The 22,995-nt window shown below is 38.0% G+C and carries 21 protein-coding genes and 1 pseudogene; 13 read left to right on the top strand and 9 right to left on the bottom strand.

Going from position 1 to position 22,995, the window contains the following annotated elements:
* Nucleotides 1-17 precede the first annotated feature (17 nt).
* Nucleotides 18-482 (bottom strand): hypothetical protein, encoded by a 465-nt coding sequence (locus tag CFPU101_RS01580; RefSeq protein WP_206813576.1) that lies wholly within the window; start codon nucleotides 480-482, stop codon nucleotides 18-20.
* Between the two features lie 122 nt (nucleotides 483-604).
* Here CFPU101_RS01580 and CFPU101_RS01585 point away from each other — a divergent pair.
* Nucleotides 605-1,244, top strand: a pseudogene (locus CFPU101_RS01585) (Uma2 family endonuclease).
* Between the two features lie 12 nt (nucleotides 1,245-1,256).
* Here the strand turns inward: CFPU101_RS01585 and CFPU101_RS01590 are convergent.
* Nucleotides 1,257-2,447: a glycosyltransferase family 4 protein gene (locus CFPU101_RS01590; protein WP_206813577.1), complete on the bottom strand. Its 1,191-nt coding sequence runs from the start codon at nucleotides 2,445-2,447 to the stop codon at nucleotides 1,257-1,259.
* A 277-nt stretch (nucleotides 2,448-2,724) separates the two neighbouring features.
* On the opposite strand from CFPU101_RS01590, the gene CFPU101_RS01595 reads away from it, so the two are divergent.
* The 5 genes from CFPU101_RS01595 (at nucleotide 2,725) to CFPU101_RS01615 (ending at nucleotide 11,133) form a co-directional block, all read left to right on the top strand.
* Nucleotides 2,725-3,129, top strand: a complete 405-nt coding sequence (locus CFPU101_RS01595; RefSeq protein WP_206813578.1) for an FHA domain-containing protein — start codon at nucleotides 2,725-2,727, stop codon at nucleotides 3,127-3,129.
* 74 nt (nucleotides 3,130-3,203) lie between these two features.
* Nucleotides 3,204-5,447, top strand: coding sequence for a response regulator (locus CFPU101_RS01600; protein WP_206813579.1), 2,244 nt, complete (start codon nucleotides 3,204-3,206; stop codon nucleotides 5,445-5,447).
* 13 nt (nucleotides 5,448-5,460) lie between these two features.
* Entirely contained in the window at nucleotides 5,461-9,672 is a 4,212-nt protein-coding gene (locus CFPU101_RS01605; RefSeq protein ID WP_206813580.1) for a PAS domain S-box protein, read from the top strand.
* 99 nt (nucleotides 9,673-9,771) lie between these two features.
* Nucleotides 9,772-10,311, top strand: coding sequence for a DUF2808 domain-containing protein (locus tag CFPU101_RS01610; RefSeq protein WP_206813581.1), 540 nt, complete (start codon nucleotides 9,772-9,774; stop codon nucleotides 10,309-10,311).
* Nucleotides 10,312-10,476: 165 nt separating this feature from the next.
* Nucleotides 10,477-11,133, top strand: a complete 657-nt coding sequence (locus CFPU101_RS01615) for a response regulator transcription factor (protein ID WP_206813582.1) — start codon at nucleotides 10,477-10,479, stop codon at nucleotides 11,131-11,133.
* Here CFPU101_RS01615 and CFPU101_RS01620 read toward each other — a convergent pair.
* A complete protein-coding gene (locus CFPU101_RS01620) occupies nucleotides 11,122-11,616 on the bottom strand; it encodes a DUF2127 domain-containing protein (protein WP_206813583.1) in 495 nt (164 codons plus the stop codon). The two genes, CFPU101_RS01615 and CFPU101_RS01620, sit on opposite strands and share 12 nt — an antisense overlap.
* Before the next feature lie 152 nt (nucleotides 11,617-11,768).
* Between CFPU101_RS01620 and CFPU101_RS01625 the strand changes: the two genes are divergently transcribed.
* Nucleotides 11,769-12,701 carry an alpha/beta fold hydrolase gene (locus tag CFPU101_RS01625; RefSeq protein ID WP_242577712.1) on the top strand — a complete coding sequence of 311 codons (933 nt, stop codon included), beginning with the start codon at nucleotides 11,769-11,771 and terminating at the stop codon, nucleotides 12,699-12,701.
* Here the strand turns inward: CFPU101_RS01625 and CFPU101_RS01630 are convergent.
* Entirely contained in the window at nucleotides 12,698-15,169 is a 2,472-nt protein-coding gene (locus tag CFPU101_RS01630; RefSeq protein ID WP_206813584.1) for an O-antigen ligase family protein, read from the bottom strand. The genes CFPU101_RS01625 and CFPU101_RS01630 overlap by 4 nt on opposite strands.
* 75 nt (nucleotides 15,170-15,244) lie before the next feature.
* Here CFPU101_RS01630 and CFPU101_RS01635 point away from each other — a divergent pair, with 75 nt between their 5' ends.
* The 4 genes from CFPU101_RS01635 (at nucleotide 15,245) to CFPU101_RS01650 (ending at nucleotide 17,736) form a co-directional block, all read left to right on the top strand.
* Nucleotides 15,245-16,249 carry an endo-1,4-beta-xylanase gene (locus tag CFPU101_RS01635; RefSeq protein WP_206813585.1) on the top strand — a complete coding sequence of 335 codons (1,005 nt, stop codon included), beginning with the start codon at nucleotides 15,245-15,247 and terminating at the stop codon, nucleotides 16,247-16,249.
* 179 nt (nucleotides 16,250-16,428) lie between these two features.
* On the top strand, nucleotides 16,429-16,806 hold the full coding sequence (locus tag CFPU101_RS01640) for an endo-1,4-beta-xylanase (protein ID WP_242577713.1): 378 nt from the start codon (nucleotides 16,429-16,431) through the stop codon (nucleotides 16,804-16,806).
* A gap of 276 nt (nucleotides 16,807-17,082) precedes the next feature.
* A complete protein-coding gene (locus CFPU101_RS01645) occupies nucleotides 17,083-17,430 on the top strand; it encodes a type II toxin-antitoxin system PemK/MazF family toxin (protein ID WP_206813586.1) in 348 nt (115 codons plus the stop codon).
* Nucleotides 17,431-17,451: 21 nt separating this feature from the next.
* The gene (locus CFPU101_RS01650; RefSeq protein WP_206813587.1) at nucleotides 17,452-17,736 is read left to right on the top strand and encodes a DUF1049 domain-containing protein; all 285 of its coding nucleotides are present in this window, start codon (nucleotides 17,452-17,454) and stop codon (nucleotides 17,734-17,736) included.
* A gap of 17 nt (nucleotides 17,737-17,753) precedes the next feature.
* On the opposite strand, the gene CFPU101_RS25920 is transcribed toward CFPU101_RS01650, so the two are convergent.
* The 5 genes from CFPU101_RS25920 to map all read right to left on the bottom strand — a co-directional run bounded on the left by CFPU101_RS25920 (nucleotide 17,754) and on the right by map (nucleotide 20,037).
* The gene (locus CFPU101_RS25920; protein WP_277988719.1) at nucleotides 17,754-17,924 is read right to left on the bottom strand and encodes a type II toxin-antitoxin system PemK/MazF family toxin; all 171 of its coding nucleotides are present in this window, start codon (nucleotides 17,922-17,924) and stop codon (nucleotides 17,754-17,756) included.
* The gene (locus CFPU101_RS25925; RefSeq protein WP_277988720.1) at nucleotides 17,902-18,102 is read right to left on the bottom strand and encodes a type II toxin-antitoxin system PemK/MazF family toxin; all 201 of its coding nucleotides are present in this window, start codon (nucleotides 18,100-18,102) and stop codon (nucleotides 17,902-17,904) included. Before CFPU101_RS25925 ends, CFPU101_RS25920 begins: the two co-directional genes overlap by 23 nt.
* 101 nt (nucleotides 18,103-18,203) lie before the next feature.
* A complete protein-coding gene (locus tag CFPU101_RS25930) occupies nucleotides 18,204-18,329 on the bottom strand; it encodes a hypothetical protein (protein ID WP_277988721.1) in 126 nt (41 codons plus the stop codon).
* Nucleotides 18,330-18,432: 103 nt separating this feature from the next.
* Nucleotides 18,433-19,101, bottom strand: coding sequence for a glutathione S-transferase family protein (locus CFPU101_RS01665; protein ID WP_206813588.1), 669 nt, complete (start codon nucleotides 19,099-19,101; stop codon nucleotides 18,433-18,435).
* Between the two features lie 69 nt (nucleotides 19,102-19,170).
* On the bottom strand, nucleotides 19,171-20,037 hold the full coding sequence (gene map / locus CFPU101_RS01670) for a type I methionyl aminopeptidase (protein WP_206813589.1): 867 nt from the start codon (nucleotides 20,035-20,037) through the stop codon (nucleotides 19,171-19,173).
* A gap of 115 nt (nucleotides 20,038-20,152) precedes the next feature.
* Here map and xseA point away from each other — a divergent pair, with 115 nt between their 5' ends.
* Together xseA and CFPU101_RS01680 are read left to right on the top strand one after the other, a co-directional pair.
* Nucleotides 20,153-21,301, top strand: coding sequence for an exodeoxyribonuclease VII large subunit (xseA, locus tag CFPU101_RS01675; RefSeq protein ID WP_206813590.1), 1,149 nt, complete (start codon nucleotides 20,153-20,155; stop codon nucleotides 21,299-21,301).
* Between the two features lie 101 nt (nucleotides 21,302-21,402).
* The gene (locus CFPU101_RS01680; RefSeq protein ID WP_206813591.1) at nucleotides 21,403-22,995 is read left to right on the top strand and encodes an aspartate:alanine exchanger family transporter; all 1,593 of its coding nucleotides are present in this window, start codon (nucleotides 21,403-21,405) and stop codon (nucleotides 22,993-22,995) included.

Here is a 22,995-nt window from a genome sequence, read left to right on the forward strand (position 1 = left end):
AATAAATATGCTACGTGCTACAGGACTTTATGAGTGTGGGAATGCTGTTTAACATTATCTTCAGAGCGAACAACATTTACTGCATTAAGGACTCGTTTTCTATCTAGAGAAAAATTCAAATCATTTTTGCTCGTTCCTTTGGGGATATGTTGAGTTGCTTCATGACGACGTTTATAGGTGCGTACTGCTGCGATCGTTCTTTCAATAAAATCTTCACCAAATTGAGCATCACTAGGAAATTCACTGGGAATGTGTAGGTTATCATTGCTTAAAACATCACCCACCGATAAAGCACAAACTAACTGGTAAGATGTGGGAATTCCTTTTAAAACGGCTTCTAGTGCCGCCGATGGAAGCGGTTCAATAACTTGTATTTGCTGAAATTCTCCATCATTTTTTAAAAAACAAGTGGCTAAACCGAATACACAATAATCATCAGCAGTAATATCGGTTGTATTCAAAATTAAAGTTGCAGTCGTCATAAGATCACAAGTGTTAGTCAGTTAGTCCAAGATCAGTTATATCGCTCTTTGAAAACCCGATCGCGTTGTTTGTTACAAATGTTCGTTAGAATTTGGATAACGTTGGGCTGTGGTCTCTAAATATGTTAGAAACTCAAGAGCAAATATCCATTGAACTCCCAAAAACTATCAAACTTTATGTCAATGATGAACAGTTTGCCGAATTAGCCAGAGTTAATAGAGACTTAAGATTAGAAAAAACTGCATCAGGAGAACTAATCGTGAATCCACCCACAGGAGGAGAATCACCGAAGACGCAATTTTAGTTTAACAGGACAGTTATCTCGTTGGCATGATCAACACGAAAATTTAGGAGAGGCTTTTGATTCGTCTACTGGATTTATTTTACCTAATGGTGCGATCCGTTCTCCTGATGCTGCTTGGGTAAGTCGAGAACGATGGGAAACTCTGACACCAAAACAGAAAACGGGTTTTGTTCCGCTTTGTCCTGATTTTCTTGTAGAATTGCGCTCTCCATCAGATAGCATGACTGACTTAAGAGCTAAGATGCAAGAATACTTAGAGAATGGCATGAAATTAGGTTGGTTAATTGACCTCACCCCGCCTTCGGCACCCCTCTCCTGTAGGAGAGGGGGCGGGGGAGAGTTTGTAGAAATCTATCGAATAGGAAAAGAAGTAGAAATCTTAAAATCACCCACTGAATTGTCAGGTGAGGATATTTTACCCGATTTTATTCTAAATTTAAGCAGAATTTGGGGCTAAATTAAGAATTTTCTACCAGACTACCTGGGCTTTTTGATGTAATACAAGTCCATAAACCGCTTCTGTTTGTTGAGCAAGTTTTGACCAATTAAACCGTTTATCTAGATCTTCATAAGCATTATGCACTAACCATTGAGCATAATCTGGATTTTTCAAGACATCCAAAATACCTAAAGCGAGAGAGTCAGGGTGATTCGCTTTCGTTACAATACCCGTTTGTCCGTGTCGTACTACTTCAGGAAAACCACCCGTATCTGAAACCACAACAGGTACTTTAGCAGCAAAACTTTCTAGGGCAACAATGCCAAACGGTTCGTATAAACTAGGAAATACAGCACAGTCAGCTACTGTCTGAAACTTATCTAAATCTTCATCAGACATAAAACCTGTGAAATAACATTTATGATAGATTCCTAAATGTATGGCTTGAAGTTGAAGTCGCTCAATATTTCCCCCACCAATAATCACAAATTTAGCAGATCCACCCATCTCCCAAAGTATTTTAGGTGCTGCATTGAGTAAGACAGAAACCCCTTTTTCAAAAGTCATTCGACCGACATAATAAACGATTTTTTCGTGATCACAGGCAAAAAGACGGCGAAAGCTTTGATAATCGAAGTTCGGATCACGTTGTTTTTTTTCAGCGCGAATCCCATTGTAAACTACGTCTATTTTATCCCAGGGTGAACTCAAAGCCCGATGGATTTCATGACGCATATAACCACTACAGACAATAATACGCCAAGCATTGTAGGCTAAAATTCCTTCTTTGCTGGCAATATAAAGATGGGTATCGGTATGAAGACCATTGTATCGCCCGTATTCTGTGGCGTGAATTGTAGCGACTAACGGGATTTTAAAATGGTGTTTTAGTGCGATCGCTGCATCTCCCACTAACCAATCATGAGCATGAATCAGGTCAAAAGTCAATTTTTCTTCGACAATTAATTTACCGCCGTATTGACCCATGCTATTGTTCATATTGATCACCCAGTGAAAAAAATCATTCCCTTGGGCCACGGGAACACGATGGACATGAACCCCTTCTACTACTTCATAACCGGGGGCTTGACCAAATTCGATGGTGATTAAATGGATTTCGTGGCCGAGTTTAACCAGTTCTGGATACAATTCTGCTACATGACGAGCGAGTCCACCGACTAATCTTGGCGGAAATTCCCACGCTAGTACTAGAATCCTCATCCTTTGTGGCTCCTCTTGCTGAAACTGTTGTCCGATCAAAACAATGTTTCAGTTTAACTGTTTTGGTCGTCTTGCTTCTATCTACAGTTTATAACTTAGTCTTTCACTACAGCAATTCTCCCAATTGTCATCTATCTTAAGATGAAACATCTTAAATTAACTAGGGAAACCTTGGGACTATAATAAGTAACATGAAATTGTATGCTAAGAAAGCTGACATGGATCGAAATTTTCTGATTTAATAGCCCATATCTAACGTTTTATTTACGGATCAAGAGTGATTACGCTGACTTTACTTCATCCCAGTAAAACTATTCCCCTACAACATTGGTCGTTCGATAACGACGCGGTGATTCGCATTGGACGATCGCTAGATAATAATGTTGTACTCTACAGTGCGGTGGTCTCTCGTCATCATGTCGAAATTCGTCCAAGTGGCCCGAATTGGGAATTAGAAAGTTTTGGAGCTAATGGAACTTATCTTAATGGAAAACCGATCACTAAAGCATCTGTCAGCGATGGCATGGTTTTTCGTTTAGCCACTTCAGGCCCGCAAATTCAAATTAGGATTGTACCCGATAGTCCTCAGTTAGATCATTTAGCTTCACAAACCTTAAACACTTCAAGCACTAATGAGGAACGTCATAAAAAAGAAACCATTACGACTTATGAGGTGACTTGACACTTAATTCTATGGGCGATTGATATCGAGTTCAGAAAAAGACTAAAATTGTTGAAGAATTGGATACTCGTCACATGAGAATTCTGCTGATCGAGGATGATGTTGTTTTAGCAGATATTTTAGTGCAATCTCTAAAGCGTTTGCGTTATCTAGTGGATGCGGTTGAAGATGGTGAACTGGGATGGGAATATACCCAAAGTGCCTCATATGACCTGATTTTGATGGATGTTGGACTACCGAAACTTGATGGGATTAGTTTATGTGAACGGTTACGTCGTCAAGGATATTCTACACCTATTTTATTGATGACGGCTAAAGATGAACAACGCGATCGCATTCGAGGTTTAGATGCAGGGGCCGATGATTATCTGATTAAACCTGTTAACATCGAAGAATTACAGGCTAGATTACGGGCTTTACTCAGGCGAGGTGAAGTCAGTCCTAGCACAATTATTGAATTTAGTCAACTGCGACTTGACCCAAAAAGTTGTGAAGTGACTTTTAATCAAAAACTTCTTTCACTGACACCAAAAGAATACAGTCTTTTAGAACTCTTCATGCGAAATCCTTCACGGGTTTTTAGTCGCGGGCAATTAATAGAACAACTTTGGAGTTTTGAGGATACACCCCAAGAAGATAGCGTTAAAGCACATATCAAAGGACTCAGACAAAAACTTAAAACAGCAGGTGCGAGAGACTGGATAGAAAATGTATATGGTTTGGGATATCGTTTTAATCCAAAAGTTGAACAACAAACCTCTATTGAACAAGAATTCCGAGAAAATCAAGAAAAACTCTGGAAGCAATATCTCGGTTTGACGCAACAACGTTTAGACATTCTGCATCATACTGCTTCAAGTCTAGTTAAGGGACAACTTACCTTAGATGAACAAACCGCAGCAAGACAAGCAGCACATAAATTAGCAGGTGTGTTAGGAATGTTTGAAAGAGAATATGGCAGTGTTTTGGCTAAACAAATCGAAAAAAATTTAGAATCGTCTGATATTAGCTTACAAACTCAGAAAGTATGCGAATTAATTCAAGAATTAAGTGATTATCTTAATTTAGCGACCGAACCTTCCTTAGAACCTGAACTAGAAACCGTATCTAATTATTTTCTGTTAGTCGATACAGATGGTTCTGTGGGAAATGCTGGAGAGTCTTTTTCTCATGTGGTGGGGGGAAGATGGAAAGTCACGACACAACGAGACGCGCAAACATGGTTACAAAACAATACTTGTGATGGTGTAATTCTAAATTTAGAGCAAAATCAGACGGATTTAAAATTATTATCGGAATTAGCACAACGCACCCCACCGATACCCGTACTCGTTTTAATTTCCCATCAAAGCATTATAGATCGAGTGACCATTGCTCAAGCAGGAGGACGAGCTATTTTAACCAAACCTGTGACACTAGAAAAAATAGGTCAGGTTTTTTCTCAACTGGTACAGCGTTATCGTTCTCAAAATACTCGCGTTTTAGTTGTCGATGATGATCCTATTTTACTGGCTAGTTTACGCCCATTACTCGAACCTTGGGGCATTCAGATGACAGGTTTATCTAACCCGTTAAAGTGTTGGGAAATCTTAGAAACCGTCAAACCAGACCTTTTGATTTTAGATGTAGAAATGCCGCAACTCAACGGGATAGAATTATGTCAAGTGATTCGGACTGACTCTAATTGGCAAGATTTACCGATTTTATTTCTCACCGCACACCAAGAAATCGATACAATACAAGATATATTTAGAGTCGGTGGTGATGATTATATTTTAAAACCTGTGGTTGCTCAGGAATTTCTCACACGGATTACGCAACGTTTAGAAAGAAATCGACTCCTGAAAACTTTATCCTATCGAGATGCAGTTACAGGTTTAATGAATCAACTAAGATCGCATCAAGAATTTAAACTTATGTTAGAACAAGCCAAGGAACATCAGCAACCCTTGACCTTTGTTTTATTAAAACTCAGTCAATTACCTCAAATCAATCGAGAATATGGACATGAGGTGGGACATCAGATTTTACTAACATGGAGCAATTTGATCCAGATGACTTTTTCTCGTCTAGAAGATGTGGGATACTGGAATGATGGAGAATTTGCGATCACAATTCCCAATTTCAGCAAAACTGAAGCACAACAAACGATTGAAGACCTGTTAACCCGTATCCGAAAACAAATTTTTAGTCTATCTAACCAACAAAAATTACAACCGCTTTGTGATTGGGCAATTGTTGAATATCCAACAGAGGGAACAACGATACAATCACTATATCAAGCTGCTATGGTTATCATTGATCAGAAGAATCGATGAACTAGGTTAGTGTATGGAGGATTTCAACCATCGCGTCAAACTATTAGAAATCGCCTTAGATGCGATTCCTGATGCTGTAGTATGTTTAAACCATCATCATCAGATACAGTGGTGTAATCAAGCTTTTTTGCGGTTAATTGAGCATTCGGGTGATTGTTCTGGCGTTATTTTAAGTGAATTACTGCCTTTATCTCAAAATGGACAACAGATAGAAGCAGAAAGTTACTTAGTTGAAGGTTCAGAATATGAATTTCGCAATTTAATCCTACAGTTAACGGCTAAACAGATTAATCTTTTTGATGAGATAGATTGTATTGTTCTGATTTTGCGCGATATCACCCTAACTAGGCAAACCGAAGCGAACCTGAGAGAAAATGAAGAACGTCTAAGAACACTAATTAATGCAACACCCGATGTTATTTGTTTTAAAGATGGTGAGGGACGTTGGCAAGATTCTAATCAAGCAAATGTAAAGTTTATTGAACTTGAAGGGGTAGACTATCAAGGAAAAACCGATGAAGAATTATCGGAGTTTACCGAATTTTATCAAGACTCTTTACGAATGTGTCTAGAAACTGATGAACAAGCATGGGAAGCAGGTACTACCCATCGTGTCGAAGAAGTCGTTCATCGTCCTGACGGAACAACAAGAATTCTAGACATGATTAAAGTTCCCTTATTTGATGATGAGGGACAACGTAAAGCATTAGTGGTCTTAGGACGAGATATCACCGAACGTATTCAAGCAGAAGAAGTCATTCGAGCCCGTGAGGCACAATATCGTGATTTAGTCCAGACGGCAAACTGTATCATTTTACGGTGGGATACTCAGGGAAATGTTTTATTTTTAAATGAATATGGTCAACGCTTATTCGGTTATACGGTTTCAGAAATCATCGGAGAAAATGTAGTTGGAACGATTGTTCCAGAAACAGAAACCTCTGGACGAGATTTGGCAGCACTAATGATTGATATCTGTCAGTTTCCAGAAAAATATATTTTGAATGAGAACGAAAATATTTGTAGAGATGGGAGACGAGTTTGGATAGTTTGGGCTAATAAACCGATTATAGATAGTCAAGGCAATTTAGTCGAAATTCTATCCGTGGGAACCGATGCAACCGAACGCAAACGAGTTCAAATTGATTTAGAAAAATCTTTATCCTTACAACAAGCGACCTTTGAATCGATACAAGAAGGTATCCTTGCTGTTAATTGTAATGGAACGATCGTCAGCTATAACCAACGTTTTTTAAAAATGTGGTCAATTTCACAGTATGTTTTAAATGAACCAGACCAACACGTCCGTATTCAGTATCTCGCACAACAGTTAAAAGAACCCGAATCATTCTTCCAACGAGTTAGAGAACTATACACAACACCCGAAGCCGAAAGCTATGATCTACTAGAATTAAAAGATGGTCGAGTCTTTGAGCGTTATTCGTGTCCGCAGCGCATCGGTAAAGAGATTATTGGACGGGTTTGGACATTTCGAGATATTACAGCCCGTATTGAAGCAGAAGCCGCCCTAAAAGCCTCAGAAGCCCGTCTGACAATGATTTTAAGTAGTGCGGTTGTCTCAATTAATCGCTATCGAATTTATCCAAATCGGACTTGGAAAATTGAGTACTATTCCCCTGGGTGTCATTGGATATGGGGTTATTCGGCCGAAGAATTAATGGAAAATCCTTTTTTGCTACAAGCACGAATCATCCCCGAAGATTGGGACGTTTTGATGCAAAATCTTTTTGAACCTGTTTTTGCCCAACAAAATTATAAACATGAATATCGCTATCGTCACCCCGATGGAAATTTACGTTGGATTTCAGTAGACTTTAGTTCCCAAAAAGAGGAAAACTTAAATTATTGGATTGTAACAGCCATTGCTACAGACATCACCGAACGCAAAAAAGCAGAAAACGCCTTACGACTTTCTGAAGCAAAATTCCGCGCTTTGTACGAATCTTTAAGTATTGCCATCATTATCGGCAACGAAACGGCGATTTTTGATTGTAACCGCGCCGCAGAACAGTTATTTGGTTGTTCGCGTCAGGAGATTATCGGCAAACATCCCTCTTTCTTTTCGCCATCCCTTCAACCGAATGGACTGGATTCATTTAGTTTAGCAAACCAACAAATTATGACAGCCTTTGAACAAGGTCATCATAGTTTTGAATGGATACACCGTCGCGCTAATGGTCAAATTTTTCCCGCCAGAATTACCCTCACCGCCGTTAAAGTAGGGGAAAATCAGCTAGTACAGGGCTTAGTCGAAGATTTGACGGAACGTAAGCAAGTTGAAGCCGAGCTAGGTCAGAGGGCAAAATTAGCCGCTTGTCGAGCAGAAATAGGAAGGACTTTAACCCAAAGTGATGACCTCAGCGCAATTTTAGATAAATGTGCGAAAGCGATGGTTAAACATCTGGAGGTGACTTGCGTTCGTTTGTGGACATATAATCCAGAAACCCATCTGTTACAGTTACAAGGTAGTGCGGGTTTAGCTTCAGTCGTGGATTTAATTTATCAAGATATTCCTATTGAAAATATTACCAAAACAGGTTTCTATCCGTCTGATGACCCCGAAGCGTTACTGAGAACTTTAGCTAGTATTTATCAAGATTGGGCAACCGAAGAAGCGATGACGGCGTTTACAGGCTATTCTCTGTTTCTAGAAGAACAATTAGTTGGTATTTTAGGATTGTTTGCTCGTGAACCTTTAAATCAATCTACTTTGAACGCGCTTAATTTTATTGCCGATGATATGGCGTTAGGAATCCAACGCAAAAAGACGGAAGCTGCCTTGAGAGTGGCCAAAGAAATGGCAGAAGCCGCGAATAAAGCCAAAAGTACGTTTTTAGCGAATATGAGTCATGAATTGAGAACACCGCTTAATACAATTTTAGGCTTTGCTCAACTTTTAAATCGAGATACGGATACTACATCCAGGCAACGAGAAGCGTTAAGAATTATTAACAGCAGTGGGGAACATTTGCTCAGTTTAATCAATGATGTTCTAGAAATGTCGAAAATTGAAGCAGGTCGTATGGTTCTCAATGCACATCCGTTTGACATACTTCAAGTTTTGCACACGCTACGGGAAATGTTTGGAGTTCGTGCCAAAGCAAAAGATTTAGCCTTATTTTTTGAATTAGAGCCTAATTTACCTCAATATGTGATTACAGATGAAGGAAAGTTTCGTCAGGTGTTGCTGAATTTGTTAGGAAACGCGCTTAAATTTACTCAAACGGGGCGAATTACTCTAAAAGCGATACTAAGGGAAAAAATATCCCACGATCGCATTTTACTCAGTTTTATAGTAGAAGATACAGGTATTGGAATTGCCCCCGACGAGATACAACGCTTATTTGAACCCTTTGTCCAAACCTCTAGCGGCACACAAGTCAAAGAAGGAACAGGTTTAGGACTCGCTATCAGTCGGCAATATGTCGAGTTGATGGGGGGTGAAATTCAAGCATCTAGCATCATCGGACAAGGTTCGGCTTTTTCTTTTACGATCGAGGTCAAATTAGCCGATTCTTCTTTAGTGATTCCCCAAAGAATTGATCAACAAGTTCGACAAATTGCACCCCATCAGCCGAATTATCGTATTTTGATTGTAGACGATCGCTCCGAAAATCGAGATTTATTAGTACAGCTTTTTAGTCATGTGGGGTTTGAAACCGCAACCGCAACTAATGGAGAAGAAGCAATAACAATTTGGCAAACATGGCAACCTGATTTAATCTGGATGGATATTAGGATGCCGATTATGGACGGATATCAAGCGATTCGGCTGATTCGGCAACAAGAAGCACAATTACAGCCTAAAAAGCCAACTTATATTATTGCCCTAACCGCAAGTGCTTTTGATGAACAACAAGCAGAAATTTTCAAAGCAGGTGCCGATGATTTTGTTAGTAAACCGTTTCAAGAAGCATTATTATTTGAAAAAATGAGTCAATATTTAAAAGTACGTTATCTGTATACCGAAGAAAACAGCACAGAACCGAAATCAACCAATTGCATACAAGCTGCCGATTTAAGCGTTATGCCGTCAGAATGGAAACAGCAATTACATCAAGCGGCTATGAGAGTTAATGGGAAAATAATTCAACAACTTATCGCAGAAATTCCCGAAAAACAAAGCAATTTAGCTCAATCCTTAACAGAATTAGTTAATCAATTTCGCTTTGATGTCATTGTCGAATTAACCCAACAAGTTTAAACGGGGTTACGTCTGGCCAGATCTCACAAATGCCTCAAGAATTGTTATATTTAAAATCTGTAAGCAGATTGTATAGGCGTGAGGCTGCTCCAAAAACTTATGAACTTAAAAAAAGTTTTATCTAAAGGTTTAATCGCTACCCTAGTTCTAGCAGGTTCTCTCATGGCTGGATTTCAGGCTATCACTTGGGCGAATGGTAACTCCGGTTTAACCATCTTTAGTGGTGTTGACCGCAAAGATATTCTAGATTATTATTTACAGTTTGGCGGTCGTCCTAATCAATGGGAGCGTTATAAATTGTATATCCCTGCCAAAAAAATGACCCAAGGTGCATCGACCTTTTTTATTTCCTATCCAGATTATTTTAATGGCCGCTTTGATACTGATAAAGTAGAAGTTAGAGTGGGTCGTGAATCACTTCCTCTCAAAGAGGTTATTTGGGATCAAGAAAGCAGAGTTTTAGAGATTAGTTTGGCTAAACCCATTGAAGCAAGCACTAGAGTAGAATTAGTTCTCTCTAATGTGAGAAATCCTGATTTTGGAACTTATTATCTTGTGGGAGATGTTTTAGCGGCGGGTGATATTCCAGTACGTTTGTACTTAGGTACTTGGATTGTCAGTATCGATCCTGGAAGCTAAAAAAACGACAAATCAGCACCAATTATAATTAGATTCAAGCGGCGTTAAATATCTTAAATTGCTACTTTTCTAGTTGCTACCGTAATAACACTCATATGCTCTATTGTGAACGAAATGGTAGTCTAAGAAAAGAATTAAATCGAACTTTTGCCGTGTCCCTTCTTTATGCCCTTATTAATCTTAATTGCTGATGATGATGCTGGAATTCGCTTGGCGGTAAAAGATTATCTTGAACTGGCTGGCTACTCTGTAATTACGGCGGGAAACGGGCTAGAAGCCTTAAACTTGCTTGAAAGTTATCACCCTCACCTTTTAATCTCTGATATCAAAATGCCGAAAAAAGACGGCTACGAACTCGTTTTCCAAGTTCGCCAACGTCCTGAATTTAGACTTTTGCCTGTAATTTTTCTTACTGAACGAAGCAATACCCAAGAACGTATTAAAGGCTATCAAGTAGGCTGTGATATCTATTTACCGAAGCCCTTTGAAATGGAAGAATTAAAGGCGGTGATTCGGAATTTATTAGAAAGATTACAAATGATGCAAGCGGAATGGCGATATCAAGAAAAAGAGTTCACACCGCATTCTGAATCATCAAACTCTACAGTAGCAACACTGCTTAAAGTACTGGATTTAACCCAACGCGAACAACAAGTTTTAATCTTCATTACTGAAGGTCTTTCTAATGTAGATATCGGACACCAGCTTCATTTAAGCCCCCGAACCGTTGAGAAATATGTTAGTAGTTTATTAAGAAAAACGGCTACAAGTAATCGTGCTGAATTAGTCCGTTTTTCCCTAGAACATCATTTAGTAGAGTGAATCACTGGTCAGATTTTTTTTCGGTTCATTAGCTAATTTTTTGGACTTGCGAAAATAATAAATTAGGTAGACTAAAATAAGAACATTAATGATAAAAATAGCAAATTTGATGAGAGTAAATCCTTTGCTTAACTCATAAATTTCAAGAGGGATGCTGATACTGACTAAACCAATCACTAACAACTCAGCCCAAGCTTTTTCATACCATAACCCAATCGCTTCAACGGCAGTAACAACAGCATAAAGACTCGTTACAATACCCGTTAATTCTAAGGTTCTAGGTTGAGTACTAATCGCTTTCTTTAAAAGCCATTCGAGAAAAATTAATTTGTCTTCCAACATATAAGTCTCAGATAAATTGATGAGTAACTGTTGTTGGAAAGAAAGAAACAATAAACTAATTGCTGTCACGGTCAAAAGGACGGCCGCTAAACCTTTATAAATGACAATTGCAATAATTCCAGGCGAACGTTTAATTTGCACTCAATCCTCAAATGAATAGAAGTTTTTAAGAATAGCCTACTGTTGAAATTTTATCATTATGATTGAAGGATCTAACTTCTATTTTGCCAAGATTAACCTAAAAATGGGTCTTTAAAAATCTCATTTAACATTAACGACCCGAAAACGAGATAATGAATAGTAATCATCTTCTTTTCGGTTTTATGAAAACGATCGTCAATACCTACTACTGGAATAACTATCGCTGTTCCTATACCTATAATACTAACGATATCAGAACAGATGAGCGTTTAACCCTCGTTTTACTGCATCCTATCGGTGTTGGTTTATCGGGAGTGTTTTGGCATCGTTTCATTCAAGCATGGTTTAAGAAGGGTTTAGCTTATCCTATTTATAACCCTGATTTACTTGGTTGTGGTAGTAGTGATATGCCGCCACTTGCCTATTATCCCGAAGATTGGGGCGAACAGTTAAAGGATTTTATCGAAAATAACGTCAAAAAACCAGTAATATTAGTCGTACAAGGAGCATTATTTCCCGTAGCGATAAAATTACTGCAAAAATCACCTAATTTAATTAAAGGTGTCGTCTTGTCTGGCCCTCCTGCTTGGCGTACCATAACAGAAGCGAGTAACCCTCTACAACAAAAATTAGTCTGGAATTTATTTTTTAATTCTCTTGCTGGAAAAGCTTTTTATCAGTATGCGCGTCGTCGTGAATTCTTAAAATCTTTCTCAAAACGTCAATTATTCGCAAATGCAGCAGATATTGATGATGAATGGTTAGATTTTTTGCAAAAAGGTGCAACAAATTTGAATAGTCGTTATGCAGTCTTCTCCTTTTTAGCAGGATTTTGGCGCGAAAACTATGGTGGGGCAATTTCTGCTATTTCTCAACCAACTTTAGTCGTATTTGGTGAACAAGCGTCAAGTATTGGAAAAGAGGGAAAAGTAGAAAGTCCCGATGAACGGTTAGAAAACTATTTAGAACATCTTCCTCATGGACAGGGTGTTAAAATTACAGGGCGTAATGTTTTACCTTATGAGTCTACAGAAGAATTTGTTACGGTTGTCGAAGAGTTTGTCAAAAGTTTAAGTGAATCTTAAAGCTTTTTAAGTAGTTCTTGATGCAAGGGTTGTAAAGCAAGGTCTAATTCAGGAAAATATTTAGGGTTGGGGAATACTTCACTAAACCATGTAGCTAAGGCGAGGTTTTCGACTATTGGATAATAATCATAGGGTTGTATTCCATCAATATGACGACTATTGACCCCAAATCCAGCCCTTTGATTACGATATTGTAGAATAGGTGGATTTTCTTTCAACCATTGGATGAAGTTTTTAGAACTTGCCATGCTTGCGAGGAGTTGGGGTTCTAAACTGGTGGGAAGATCTTCTTTATTTTCGATGATCCAAGCTTGTCTCAGTAGTGTCATTCTAGAATTAGGTTGATTAAATGCTTGCACAATCAGATGATTAGATAATGCAGGTTTTCCTTCTGATAAAGCTAAAAGTTCTTGACTCAGTGATGTTCCGTTTTTATCCCAGTCTTGACGCGCTTTAGCATAGTCTCCTATCCACCAAGATAACGCACCACAACTTTGTAGGAGATTGCTTTTTAATAAATCTGATGAGGGATTTTGGAGTAATTTATCATAAATGCTGTACATTCTCTCGACGACAGGACGATATAACGGTTGCATTCCTTTAGAACGCCAGATTGGAGATGTTATAAATAAAGGATGACGAATAGCTTCAAATGCGATCGCATCTATTCCTAATTCTATTTTATTCTGTCTGAGTAAGCTTAAACCCAATCCATAAAAATTACCTTGTTTTGCGGGAATAAGTTGGATAGATTGAGTAAACGCTTTGGTTGCTTCAGTCGGAGATGAAGAGAGTAATAACCATCCTAAATTACTTTTTCCAAATTCTTGATAGGGAGATGCAGTATTACCCTTTTCAAACCAAGTCACACTTTCACTTAGTAATTTTTGCCTTTCTTGCGGGTTTTGAGTTGTATATGCTAAATTTCCGATATTCCATCCCAGTTGGTAGGGGTAATAGGGTTCCCAAGGGGCAATTTTTTGTGCTTGCGCGAGAGAGGCTCTAAAAGCATCTACTCTATCTTGGTTCAATGCAAAAAATCCTTGATTAGAAAGTTGCCAAGCGCGATGGATGGGGATTAACCAAATGATAACAGCAATGGTTAACCCTAAACCTGTATAAAAAACAGGCATCGGATGAGAAAATTGTTTTTTAGAGGAAAATAACGAGGCTATAACAGCAAAATAAATAATCAGTGTTCCACTAACAGGGATATTATCTAGCTGATAGTCTGTCAAACTCATCAACACATAGGCAAATAAACCACTAACCAGACTCCAAAGTAAAATATCATCAGTTGTATTGGTGGAACGATAACGGATGAGATTGTGGATTAACCAAACGATCGCACCTATCATAGTTAGTATTCCCCAAACTCCCATTTCTGCAAAAAGTTGGACGGGGGTACTATGTAACTGATAGATTAACTCTGATTCTTGACCTGCCCAAATCGGACGATATTTCTGATAGGCTAAAGGAACATTACCCACACCGATACCAGTAAAGGGGTGAGAACTTCCCATCATCCATCCTACATTTGTATTAATCCAACGATAGGCTAATTCGTTACTACCCTCTCCCGAAGTCAAGTTAGCAAAGGTTTGTCTTAGACGGTTATTAGAAAAAATAAACATCAATAAAACCGTCAGACTGCTGACACCCGCTATTCCTAACCAACGACGCGGAAGACGACTTTTAAAAATCAAAATCATTAAACCGCTTCCTAATAAACCCAGTAACCCTAACCATCCTCCCTTAGAACTGGTAGTGTATAAATTAATGATTCCTAAAACAACACCGATACACCAGAGCGATCGTCGATTCGGTTGTAGAATAGCTAAAGCGACTAAAAGGGGTAATGCTAATAATAAATATCCTGCCACATAGTTTTGATGTCCTAGTGGGGCCCAGTTGCGTAACTCCAAAACGGTAAAATCAAAAGGTATATTCACCCCTGATGCTTGCAACGCATTTAAACGAGAGATTTCTGGGAATACCGTTTGTGTCAACCATAAGAAAAAACTAATGACAATAAACGCAAGATTGAGATAGCCTTGCTTAACGAGTAACTGATAACGTTGCTGAGAGTTCCCTATCCATTGGAACAACGCATATAACGCCCCAAAACCGCCCAAAACCGCCCAAACATTCCAAAAAGCTTGTGGTTTAAATTCCGTCCCTAAAATCGAAAAAATTAGCCCAATGGTGGCAATTCCAACCACCCAATCTAACCCTCCCAAAAGTTTTAAACGACGGTGGTGCCAAATTAGGGATAATAGCCAGATAATCGGACATAATAGCCCAATTTGCCAAAAAGCTACCCAAGGCCACTGTACCATCAGACTATGACTATCAGGTACGAGGGTAAACATAATATAAAAACCAGTCGTTAGCATTAACCATAGCTTGCCAGCGTTACTGATTTCAATGGAAAAGGTGTTAGTATCGGATGCAGAATAGGACGGCATAACAATTAATCTGATTCATTCATTGTTATTGTTCCCATTAATCCATCAGAATTATCACTGATTTATCGTTCTAGTATGACTAAAATTAACCGTCGTCAGTTATTACAAGGTATTGGGGGATTTACGGTAGGAACGGTTATTACTAACAAACATCTGATTTTAAACGCAGCAACACCGAGAATAGAAATACAAGTTTGGGATAGTCAAGGAAACCTATTAGACAGTAAAAAATTAGATAATCTGTATTTTTTAGATCTCCGTGATAACCCTATTCCTGAACTTCCTAGACAAGTCACAGCAGGTAAATTATTTTCTGACTCTCCGCAATTTCTTTTTGCTATTGCCTTAAAAATATTGGTTGATGGATTTGGTGAAGTGACACTGTATGCAGATAATAAAAGTCAGGGTTATTCACCTCAAGATTTTCCACTTAATCTTAATTTAGCGTTTGCCGAGTCTCGTTTATATCGCGTCAGTCAAACGGTTAGTCTATGGAAAAAAGAAGGGATTCAGTTTCCTAGTACATTAGAATCACGTTTAGAAAAAGCACAATCTGATTTAGAAAAAGCAATTAATACAAATGAGATAGCAACTAAACTAAAATGGTGTAATTCTAGTCTAGTCGAAAGTCTGTGGGTTGGGGAAGAAGCCGTATTTATTCAAGCTAAACAAAAAATACAAGAACGAAAAAACTTTCTTGTGGGGTGTAACTTTTTTGGATATTCCCAGAAAGGAGAGGAATACAATAAAAGATTTCAAGAATTATTCAACTTTGCAACGATTCCTTTTTATTGGAAATATTTTGAGCCTAAACTAGGTCAAAAAGATTGGAATAGTAATAATTTAAAAGTAAATTGGCTACAACAACATCAAATTATCCCCAAAGGACATCCGCTAGTGTGGTTTCATGAGGTGGGTATTCCAGATGAAGTGAGAACAAAACCTTATTCAGAAATCAAAAATATAATTGCTCAACGAATCGAGGAAATTACGCGCTACTATCAAGGTAAAATCAACTATTTTGATATTATTAATGAACCACACGGCATTATCTGGGCGAATGAATTAGGATTTTTCTAGAACAGTTTATCGAATTAACACAAATTGCATCAGAAGCTTCTTATAAAGGTAATCCAAATCTTGTCCGAATTATTAATAATTGTTGTCTGTGGGCGGAAAATGTATCTTATGGCAAACCACCCCAACATAGCCCATATGAATATTTAAAAGCTTGTTTAGAGGCTAATATCGCTTTTGAAGTGATTGGATTACAATTATATTATCCTGATCAAGATTTATTTGAAATTAACCGATTATTAGAACGATTTAGTCAATTAGGAAAACCGATTCATATTACTGAATTAGGGGTATCTTCTTCTACTCAAAAAGATGAAAGTTCTTATTTTCTAGAACCAACGGGGTTATGGCGCTCTCCTTGGAGTGAAACCATACAAGCCGACTGGATTGAGCAATTTTATACGATTTGTTATAGTAAGAATTATATTGAGGCAATTAGTTGGTGGGATTTAGCAGACGGAGGCTCATTTATGCCCTATGGAGGATTATTAAATAGAGATCTGACCCCGAAATTAGGATATGATCGGTTAAAAGAGTTATTAAAACAGTGGAATCATTAGAAATAGACTTAGAAGCTGAGGTGGTAATAATGATTCTCAGAAAATTAAAAAAATTGAAAAATCTATTTATTCTTTATCTCAAGAAGAACAACAAACTTTATTAAAAAGGATTACAAAAAAAATTAGTTTAAAAAAAAAATTAATTGAACGTTTTTCAAATAAACAAAGATTAGAAAAAGAAATTATAGAAATGGCAAATGATCCAGAAATACAGGCAGAGATTACCGCTATTAATCAAGAGTTTTTAATAACCGATATGGATGGTTTGAATAAATTATGACGATTTGGCGAGGAGAAATATATTTTGTTAATCTTAATCCAGTTCAAGGAAAAGAACAAGCAGGAACACGTCCTGTATTAATTTTATCAATTGATCTAATAAATCAATCTCCTTTGGTAGTTACCGTGTTTGTAGGCACAAAAGGGGAAAACGTTAAAAAAGATTTTCCCACAAATGTACGAGTTTTACCTAAAGAAAGCAGTCTTTTAATAGAAACTGTTTTTCTTGGATTTCAAATTCGTTCTATAGATACAACACGTTTTACAACTCAAGCATCAGGACAAGTATCAGACGAGAAATTGCTAGAAGTTGAAGCAGCCATTCGTTATTGTTTAGGATTATAATTCATTAATATAGGAAACAATATGAGATTTATCGCTAATTTAATTACATCACTGATTATTGCGGGTTGGATAGCTACAATGTCTGTGTTTTCTATCCAAAATATTACCCCATATGCCTTAAAATTCTTGCAATTTGAGTCGATTAAAATCCCTATAGGTGTTCTTTTATCTATCAGCGTTGGTAGTGGATTTATCTTAGGTTCATTTGTTCCTTTATTTTTTAGTAGTCCGAAAAAATCATCGCGTAGACGTTTAGAAGAAATGAATGTTGATGAATTTGAAGAATTTAACTTTGAGCGTCGATAAATAAAAATAATTGAGCTTTAAACTGTAGTAATGTCTAATATTGTACAAATTGCTTGCTCTATTTGTGTTAAATAACTTTGCTCTAAATGACCTAAAATCCTAATAATTCTAGATTTGTCAATAACTCGTATCTGTTCGCATAAAACAACAGAATCTTGAATGATTCTACTTAGATGGTACAAAAACATGAGATGGTAAAAGAGTTTGTATAGTTTTAGAAGTTAATGGAACAATAATATTATGAGAACTAGCTGCATTTGCTCGATCAATTTGTACAATAATTACAGGTCGTTGTCCTGATTGTTCTGTACCTCTGACTGGATTAAGATCCCATAAAACTACATCACCTCTTCTAAAATTTACCAATGAATTTCTTCGTTAGCTAAACGAGTTTCATAATCTTCTAAATTAGATAAATAGTCAGATAAATCTAGTTCAGCAAGTTCTAGAGATTCTGTAAATTGTTGCTAAAGTTCTAGTTTATGAGTATTTCGTTTAATTAGCAGACAATCAATATAATCGCTAATTTCTACAACAACTACAGACTCTGGCAGTTGTTGAATTTTTGCAATTGTTTCTTCATGAATTGTCATTATTATTTTTAGTAAGTATAGTCGAGATATAAGCGATCGCATCTCTATAACCATTCTAGATGATAGACTAATAAACTTTACTAACAAGCCATGTTATGTAAATTTAATTTAACCCTGGTGGTAAAGGTTCGTAACAAATTTGATGTATTTCTTTAATTCTTTGAAATAGCCAAGGATAGGTCTGATAATAATGAGGAATTAGGGCTAATGGACTTAATAAAGCGGCGGATGCGATATCGGCTACACTAAAATTATCACCGACTAAATAGGGTTGAGTTTGCCAAGGTGAGAGAACCTGCATGGCATTTTCTAAACGACTTTCGGCTAATTTAACAGAAGCGGGATTAATATTATATTGCCACCGCACAATATTAATGACCAACTGAGAAGAAAAAGAAGGATTGATCGCTTTTCCTTCTCCTAAGCGATAATGGTAATAAACAAAACGAGTCGCTGTACCGATACTTTCGTCTAACCAATCTTCTAATAACCAAGCTTGTGTTTTTTCTTGATGATTAGCAGGAATATAAGAAGGTTCGCTTCGATAGGTTTCTAAATATTTTAGAATCGGTGTAGAATCGGCAATAATTTCAGGTTGTCCGTTTTCTTGGGGGAGTAAAACAGGAACTGTCGATAAACCTGTTTTCGGTTTGAGTTTGAGAATATGCAAACCGGGTGTAAGATTTTCGACTTGATAGGAAAGTTTTTTATACCCCAATGCTAAACGCGCTTTACGGCAATATTGGGATGTACTGAATTGTAATAAAAGCATAATCATAAAATAGGCATGACACTACTATCCTAATGACTCCATTAGGCTAAGAGCAAGTGTACTGTTGATTTAAACTTTGCTACGATCAGTTAAAATTTCGTATCCTGTTTCTGTCACTAAAACGGTATGCTCGAATTGTGCAGAAAGATTTTTATCAACTGTAATGACTGTCCAACGATCGCGTAATGTTTTAGTATGCTTAGAACCTGCATTGACTATCGGTTCTATGGCAAGTGTCATCCCTGCTTTTAGTTTAACGTTGGGGAGTTGGTTAGTACGAAAATTAAAAACAGATGGTTCCTCGTGTAGATTTCTTCCGACACCATGTCCTGTAAACTCTTCTACAACCGTAAAACCATTACTTTTTACATAATCTTCAATCGCACCTGCAATATCAAGTAGATAATTACCCGCTTTAACCTGTTCAATTCCTTTATATAACGCGCCTTCTGCTACTTTAATTAATTTCTCCGCTTTTGGGGAAACCTTGCCAACTGCGATCGTAATACAAGAATCACCGTGATAACCTTGATAAAATGCACCAGTATCGACTTTTAGCACATCTCCAGTTCTAATCTTTTTTTTCGAGTTGGGGATACCGTGTACAACTTCATCATTGATGCTAGAACAAATAGAACCAGGAAAACCATAATAACCTTTAAAGCTTGGTGTTGCTCCCATTTCTCGGATACGTTTTTCGGCAATTGTATCTAAGTCAGCAGTTGTCATCCCTGGTTGTACGATTTCGGAGATTTCTTTGAGTACAGTCGCTACAATACGTGCAGACTGTCGCATAATTTCAATTTCTTGAGGTGATTTGATTTCTACCCTTTTACGGCTTTTTTGGGTGCGCGGTAACCCAGTTTGTTCTTTAGGTTGAGGTTTGGGGGTAAGTTCTTTTTTTCCAGTCGAAAAGATATCGCTTAAAATGCTCATTAACGGTGGCTTGAATCTTGAATGCTTATACTCTAAGACTATTATAAAAGGTTAATCTATAATTAATCTGCTTTCTTCACACGCATGAGAATCAGGATAGGGTGCAAAAGATTTAATGGAAGTTGATTTAGAAGTAATTTCAGTTGCAGGGTTAACCGACTATATTCAGTCATTATTAGAAGACGATCGCATTCTACAACGAGTTTGGGTCACGGGTGAAGTATCGAGTCTACAAGAACATCCCAAAGGTTTATTTTTTACCCTCTCAGACTCCGATGCAGCGATAAAATGTGTTGTCTGGGGTTCCCAAAAATTGAAATTGATGGAAAAACCGAAACGCGGTGAACAAATTATTGTCTTAGGAAGTCTGCGCGTGTTTGGGAAACGAGGAGAATATCAGTTAACGGTTGTACAATGTTTAGCAACAGGTGAAGGGTTACAAGCATTAAGATATCAACAACTTCGTAACCGTCTCCAAGCTGAAGGTTTATTTGATTTAGAAAGAAAACGCGCCATACCGACTCATCCTAATATAGTAGCGGTCGTGACTTCCTCTACTGCTGCTGCTTGGGGAGATATTCAACGTACACTCAGTCAACGTTATCCTGGGTTAAGGGTATTATTCTCTCCTGCCATTGTACAGGGTGAAGAGGCTCCCAATTCTATTGTACAAGCCATCGAAAGAGTTAATCGAGATGGTCGCGCTGATGTAATTATTTTGGCTAGGGGAGGGGGTGCAGTCGAGGATCTATCGTGCTTTAATGATGAAAGAGTGGTAAGAGCGATCGTCGAAAGTACCATCCCGATTATTACAGGAATTGGACATCAACGCGATGAATCGTTAGCGGATTTAGTAGCAGACTACCGCGCACATACCCCCACCGCAGCAGCAGAAATAGCAGTACCTTCCTATTCCCAATTAGTTTTAGAACATCAGCAACGAGTACAGCATTTAATTAATAGTCTAAAAAATCGTTTGTCTGAAGAATTTGAACATTTAGAATATCTCAAAACTCGTTTGAAACGTTTTCCCCAAACCTCACGTCAACTCATCCAAGCGACGGCTAAATGTCATTTACTGCAACAGAAATTAATTGCATTAGACCCCAAAGCCGTATTACAAAGAGGTTATGCTGTCGTTAGGCAAGAAAATAATCAGATAATCCGTTCTACAGAACAAGTTAAACCAGAACAAGCGTTAAGTATCTCATTAAATCAGGGGACATTAAAGGTTAAAGTTGTTGAAATCATCGAAAAATCATGATTATCAGGTGTGGGCAAATTCGTATTTAATATTATAGAAATCTTAATAAAAGAGACGTAGGATAACAATCACAATCATCTGACTCACATGGAGTATTCCCGATGGAGTGGTTTTGGACATTTCTAGCGGCTCAACCCCTATTAACATTGTTTTTAGTCATTAGTATTGGCTATGCGGTTGGAGAAATTACAATTGCTGGTTTTAGTCTTGGTGTGGGTGCGGTGTTATTCGTCGGGTTGTTGGTTGGTGCCTTTGCTCCAAAAGCGTCTCCTGCTGCAATATTAAGTACAGTGGGGCTAATTTTATTTTTTTATGGCATCGGTATCCAATACGGCAAATCTTTTATCGAAGGGTTAATGAGTCCATTGGGTAGAAAACAGAATTTAATTGCTTTGGTTAGTGTGGTAGTAGGTGGACTGGTTGCGCTGCTTGCTGTAAATCAATTCAAAATATCAACCCAATTAGTCGCGGGAATCTTTTCAGGAGCTTTGGTTAATACAGCAGCACTACAATCAGTGACAGATAAAGTAGGGGGAGAATTGCCGACGGTAGGTTATAGTGTCGCGTATCCCTTTGGTGTGCTAGGTCCCATCCTCTGTATGTATTTTGCTCTAAAATTATTTCGCCCGACAATCCCTACCCCAAAAACAAAAAGAGTTCAAGAAGTCGAAGTAGTGGTGAGCCGTCCAGAAGTAGCGGGAAAAGCTTTATCGAATATCACTGCAAAAATGCCACCAGAGGTACAAATTATCGCTGTAAGGCAAGATGGACACAATCGGATGCCAAAAAAGAGTTTAAAAATTAAGGCTGGTGATACGCTGTTATTAGTGGGGCAGGGTGAAGCTTTAGAAAAAGTCAAAAACTGGCTCGGTGAAGAAACCGACGCACAGATTATTCTAGATCATACCGATTTAGATGATTTTGATGTCTATGTCTCTAAAACGACTGTAATTGGACGCAGGTTAGGTGAACTGAATTTAGCCGAAAACCCTCAATGTACCGTTATTTCAATTCAAAGAGGTGACGCGGTTTTGTATCCTCATTCGGGGTTAGTCTTAGAAGCAGGGGATCGCATTTGGACAGTAGCTAGACGCACACACTTTGAAAAGGTGCGTAACTTTTTTGGCAATTCGGCACGCAGTACCTCAGAAGTCAGTTATCTTGCTCTGGGTATTGGCATGGTATTAGGGGTATTATTTGGCTTAATTCCTTTCCCTTTACCTGTACTGGGAACTTTTACCTTTGGTGCGGGGGGTGGTGCGATGATTGTTTCTCTGATTTTAGGATGGCTAGGACGTACAGGCTATCTGACTTGGACAATTCCCCCATCAGCTAATCTAACGCTGCGGAATTTTGGTTTAACCCTGTTTCTGGCAGTCGCAGGGATGAGATCTGGGCCACAATTTGTTAAGACGGTTCAAGAAACGGGTTTTCAATTATTAGGGGTTGGTATTGCCATTACTTTAGCCGTTGTTTTCGTAGCTTTTATTCTCGGTTCAGGGTTCATGCGGCTTTCTTTTGACGAAGTTTTAGGGGTTGTTGCTGGAGTTACAGGAAATCCAGCAATTCTTGCTTATGCAGCTAAGTCGGTTCCAACGAATAAACCAGAACTAGGTTATGCGATCGTTTTTCCTACCAGTACCATTATTAAAATTGTGGTTGTTCAAGTCTTGTTGGTACTTTTTAAGCAGTAA

The sequence above is a fragment of the Chroococcus sp. FPU101 genome, assembly GCF_017312365.1.
Classification (GTDB): Bacteria; Cyanobacteriota; Cyanobacteriia; order Cyanobacteriales; family Microcystaceae; genus Chroococcus.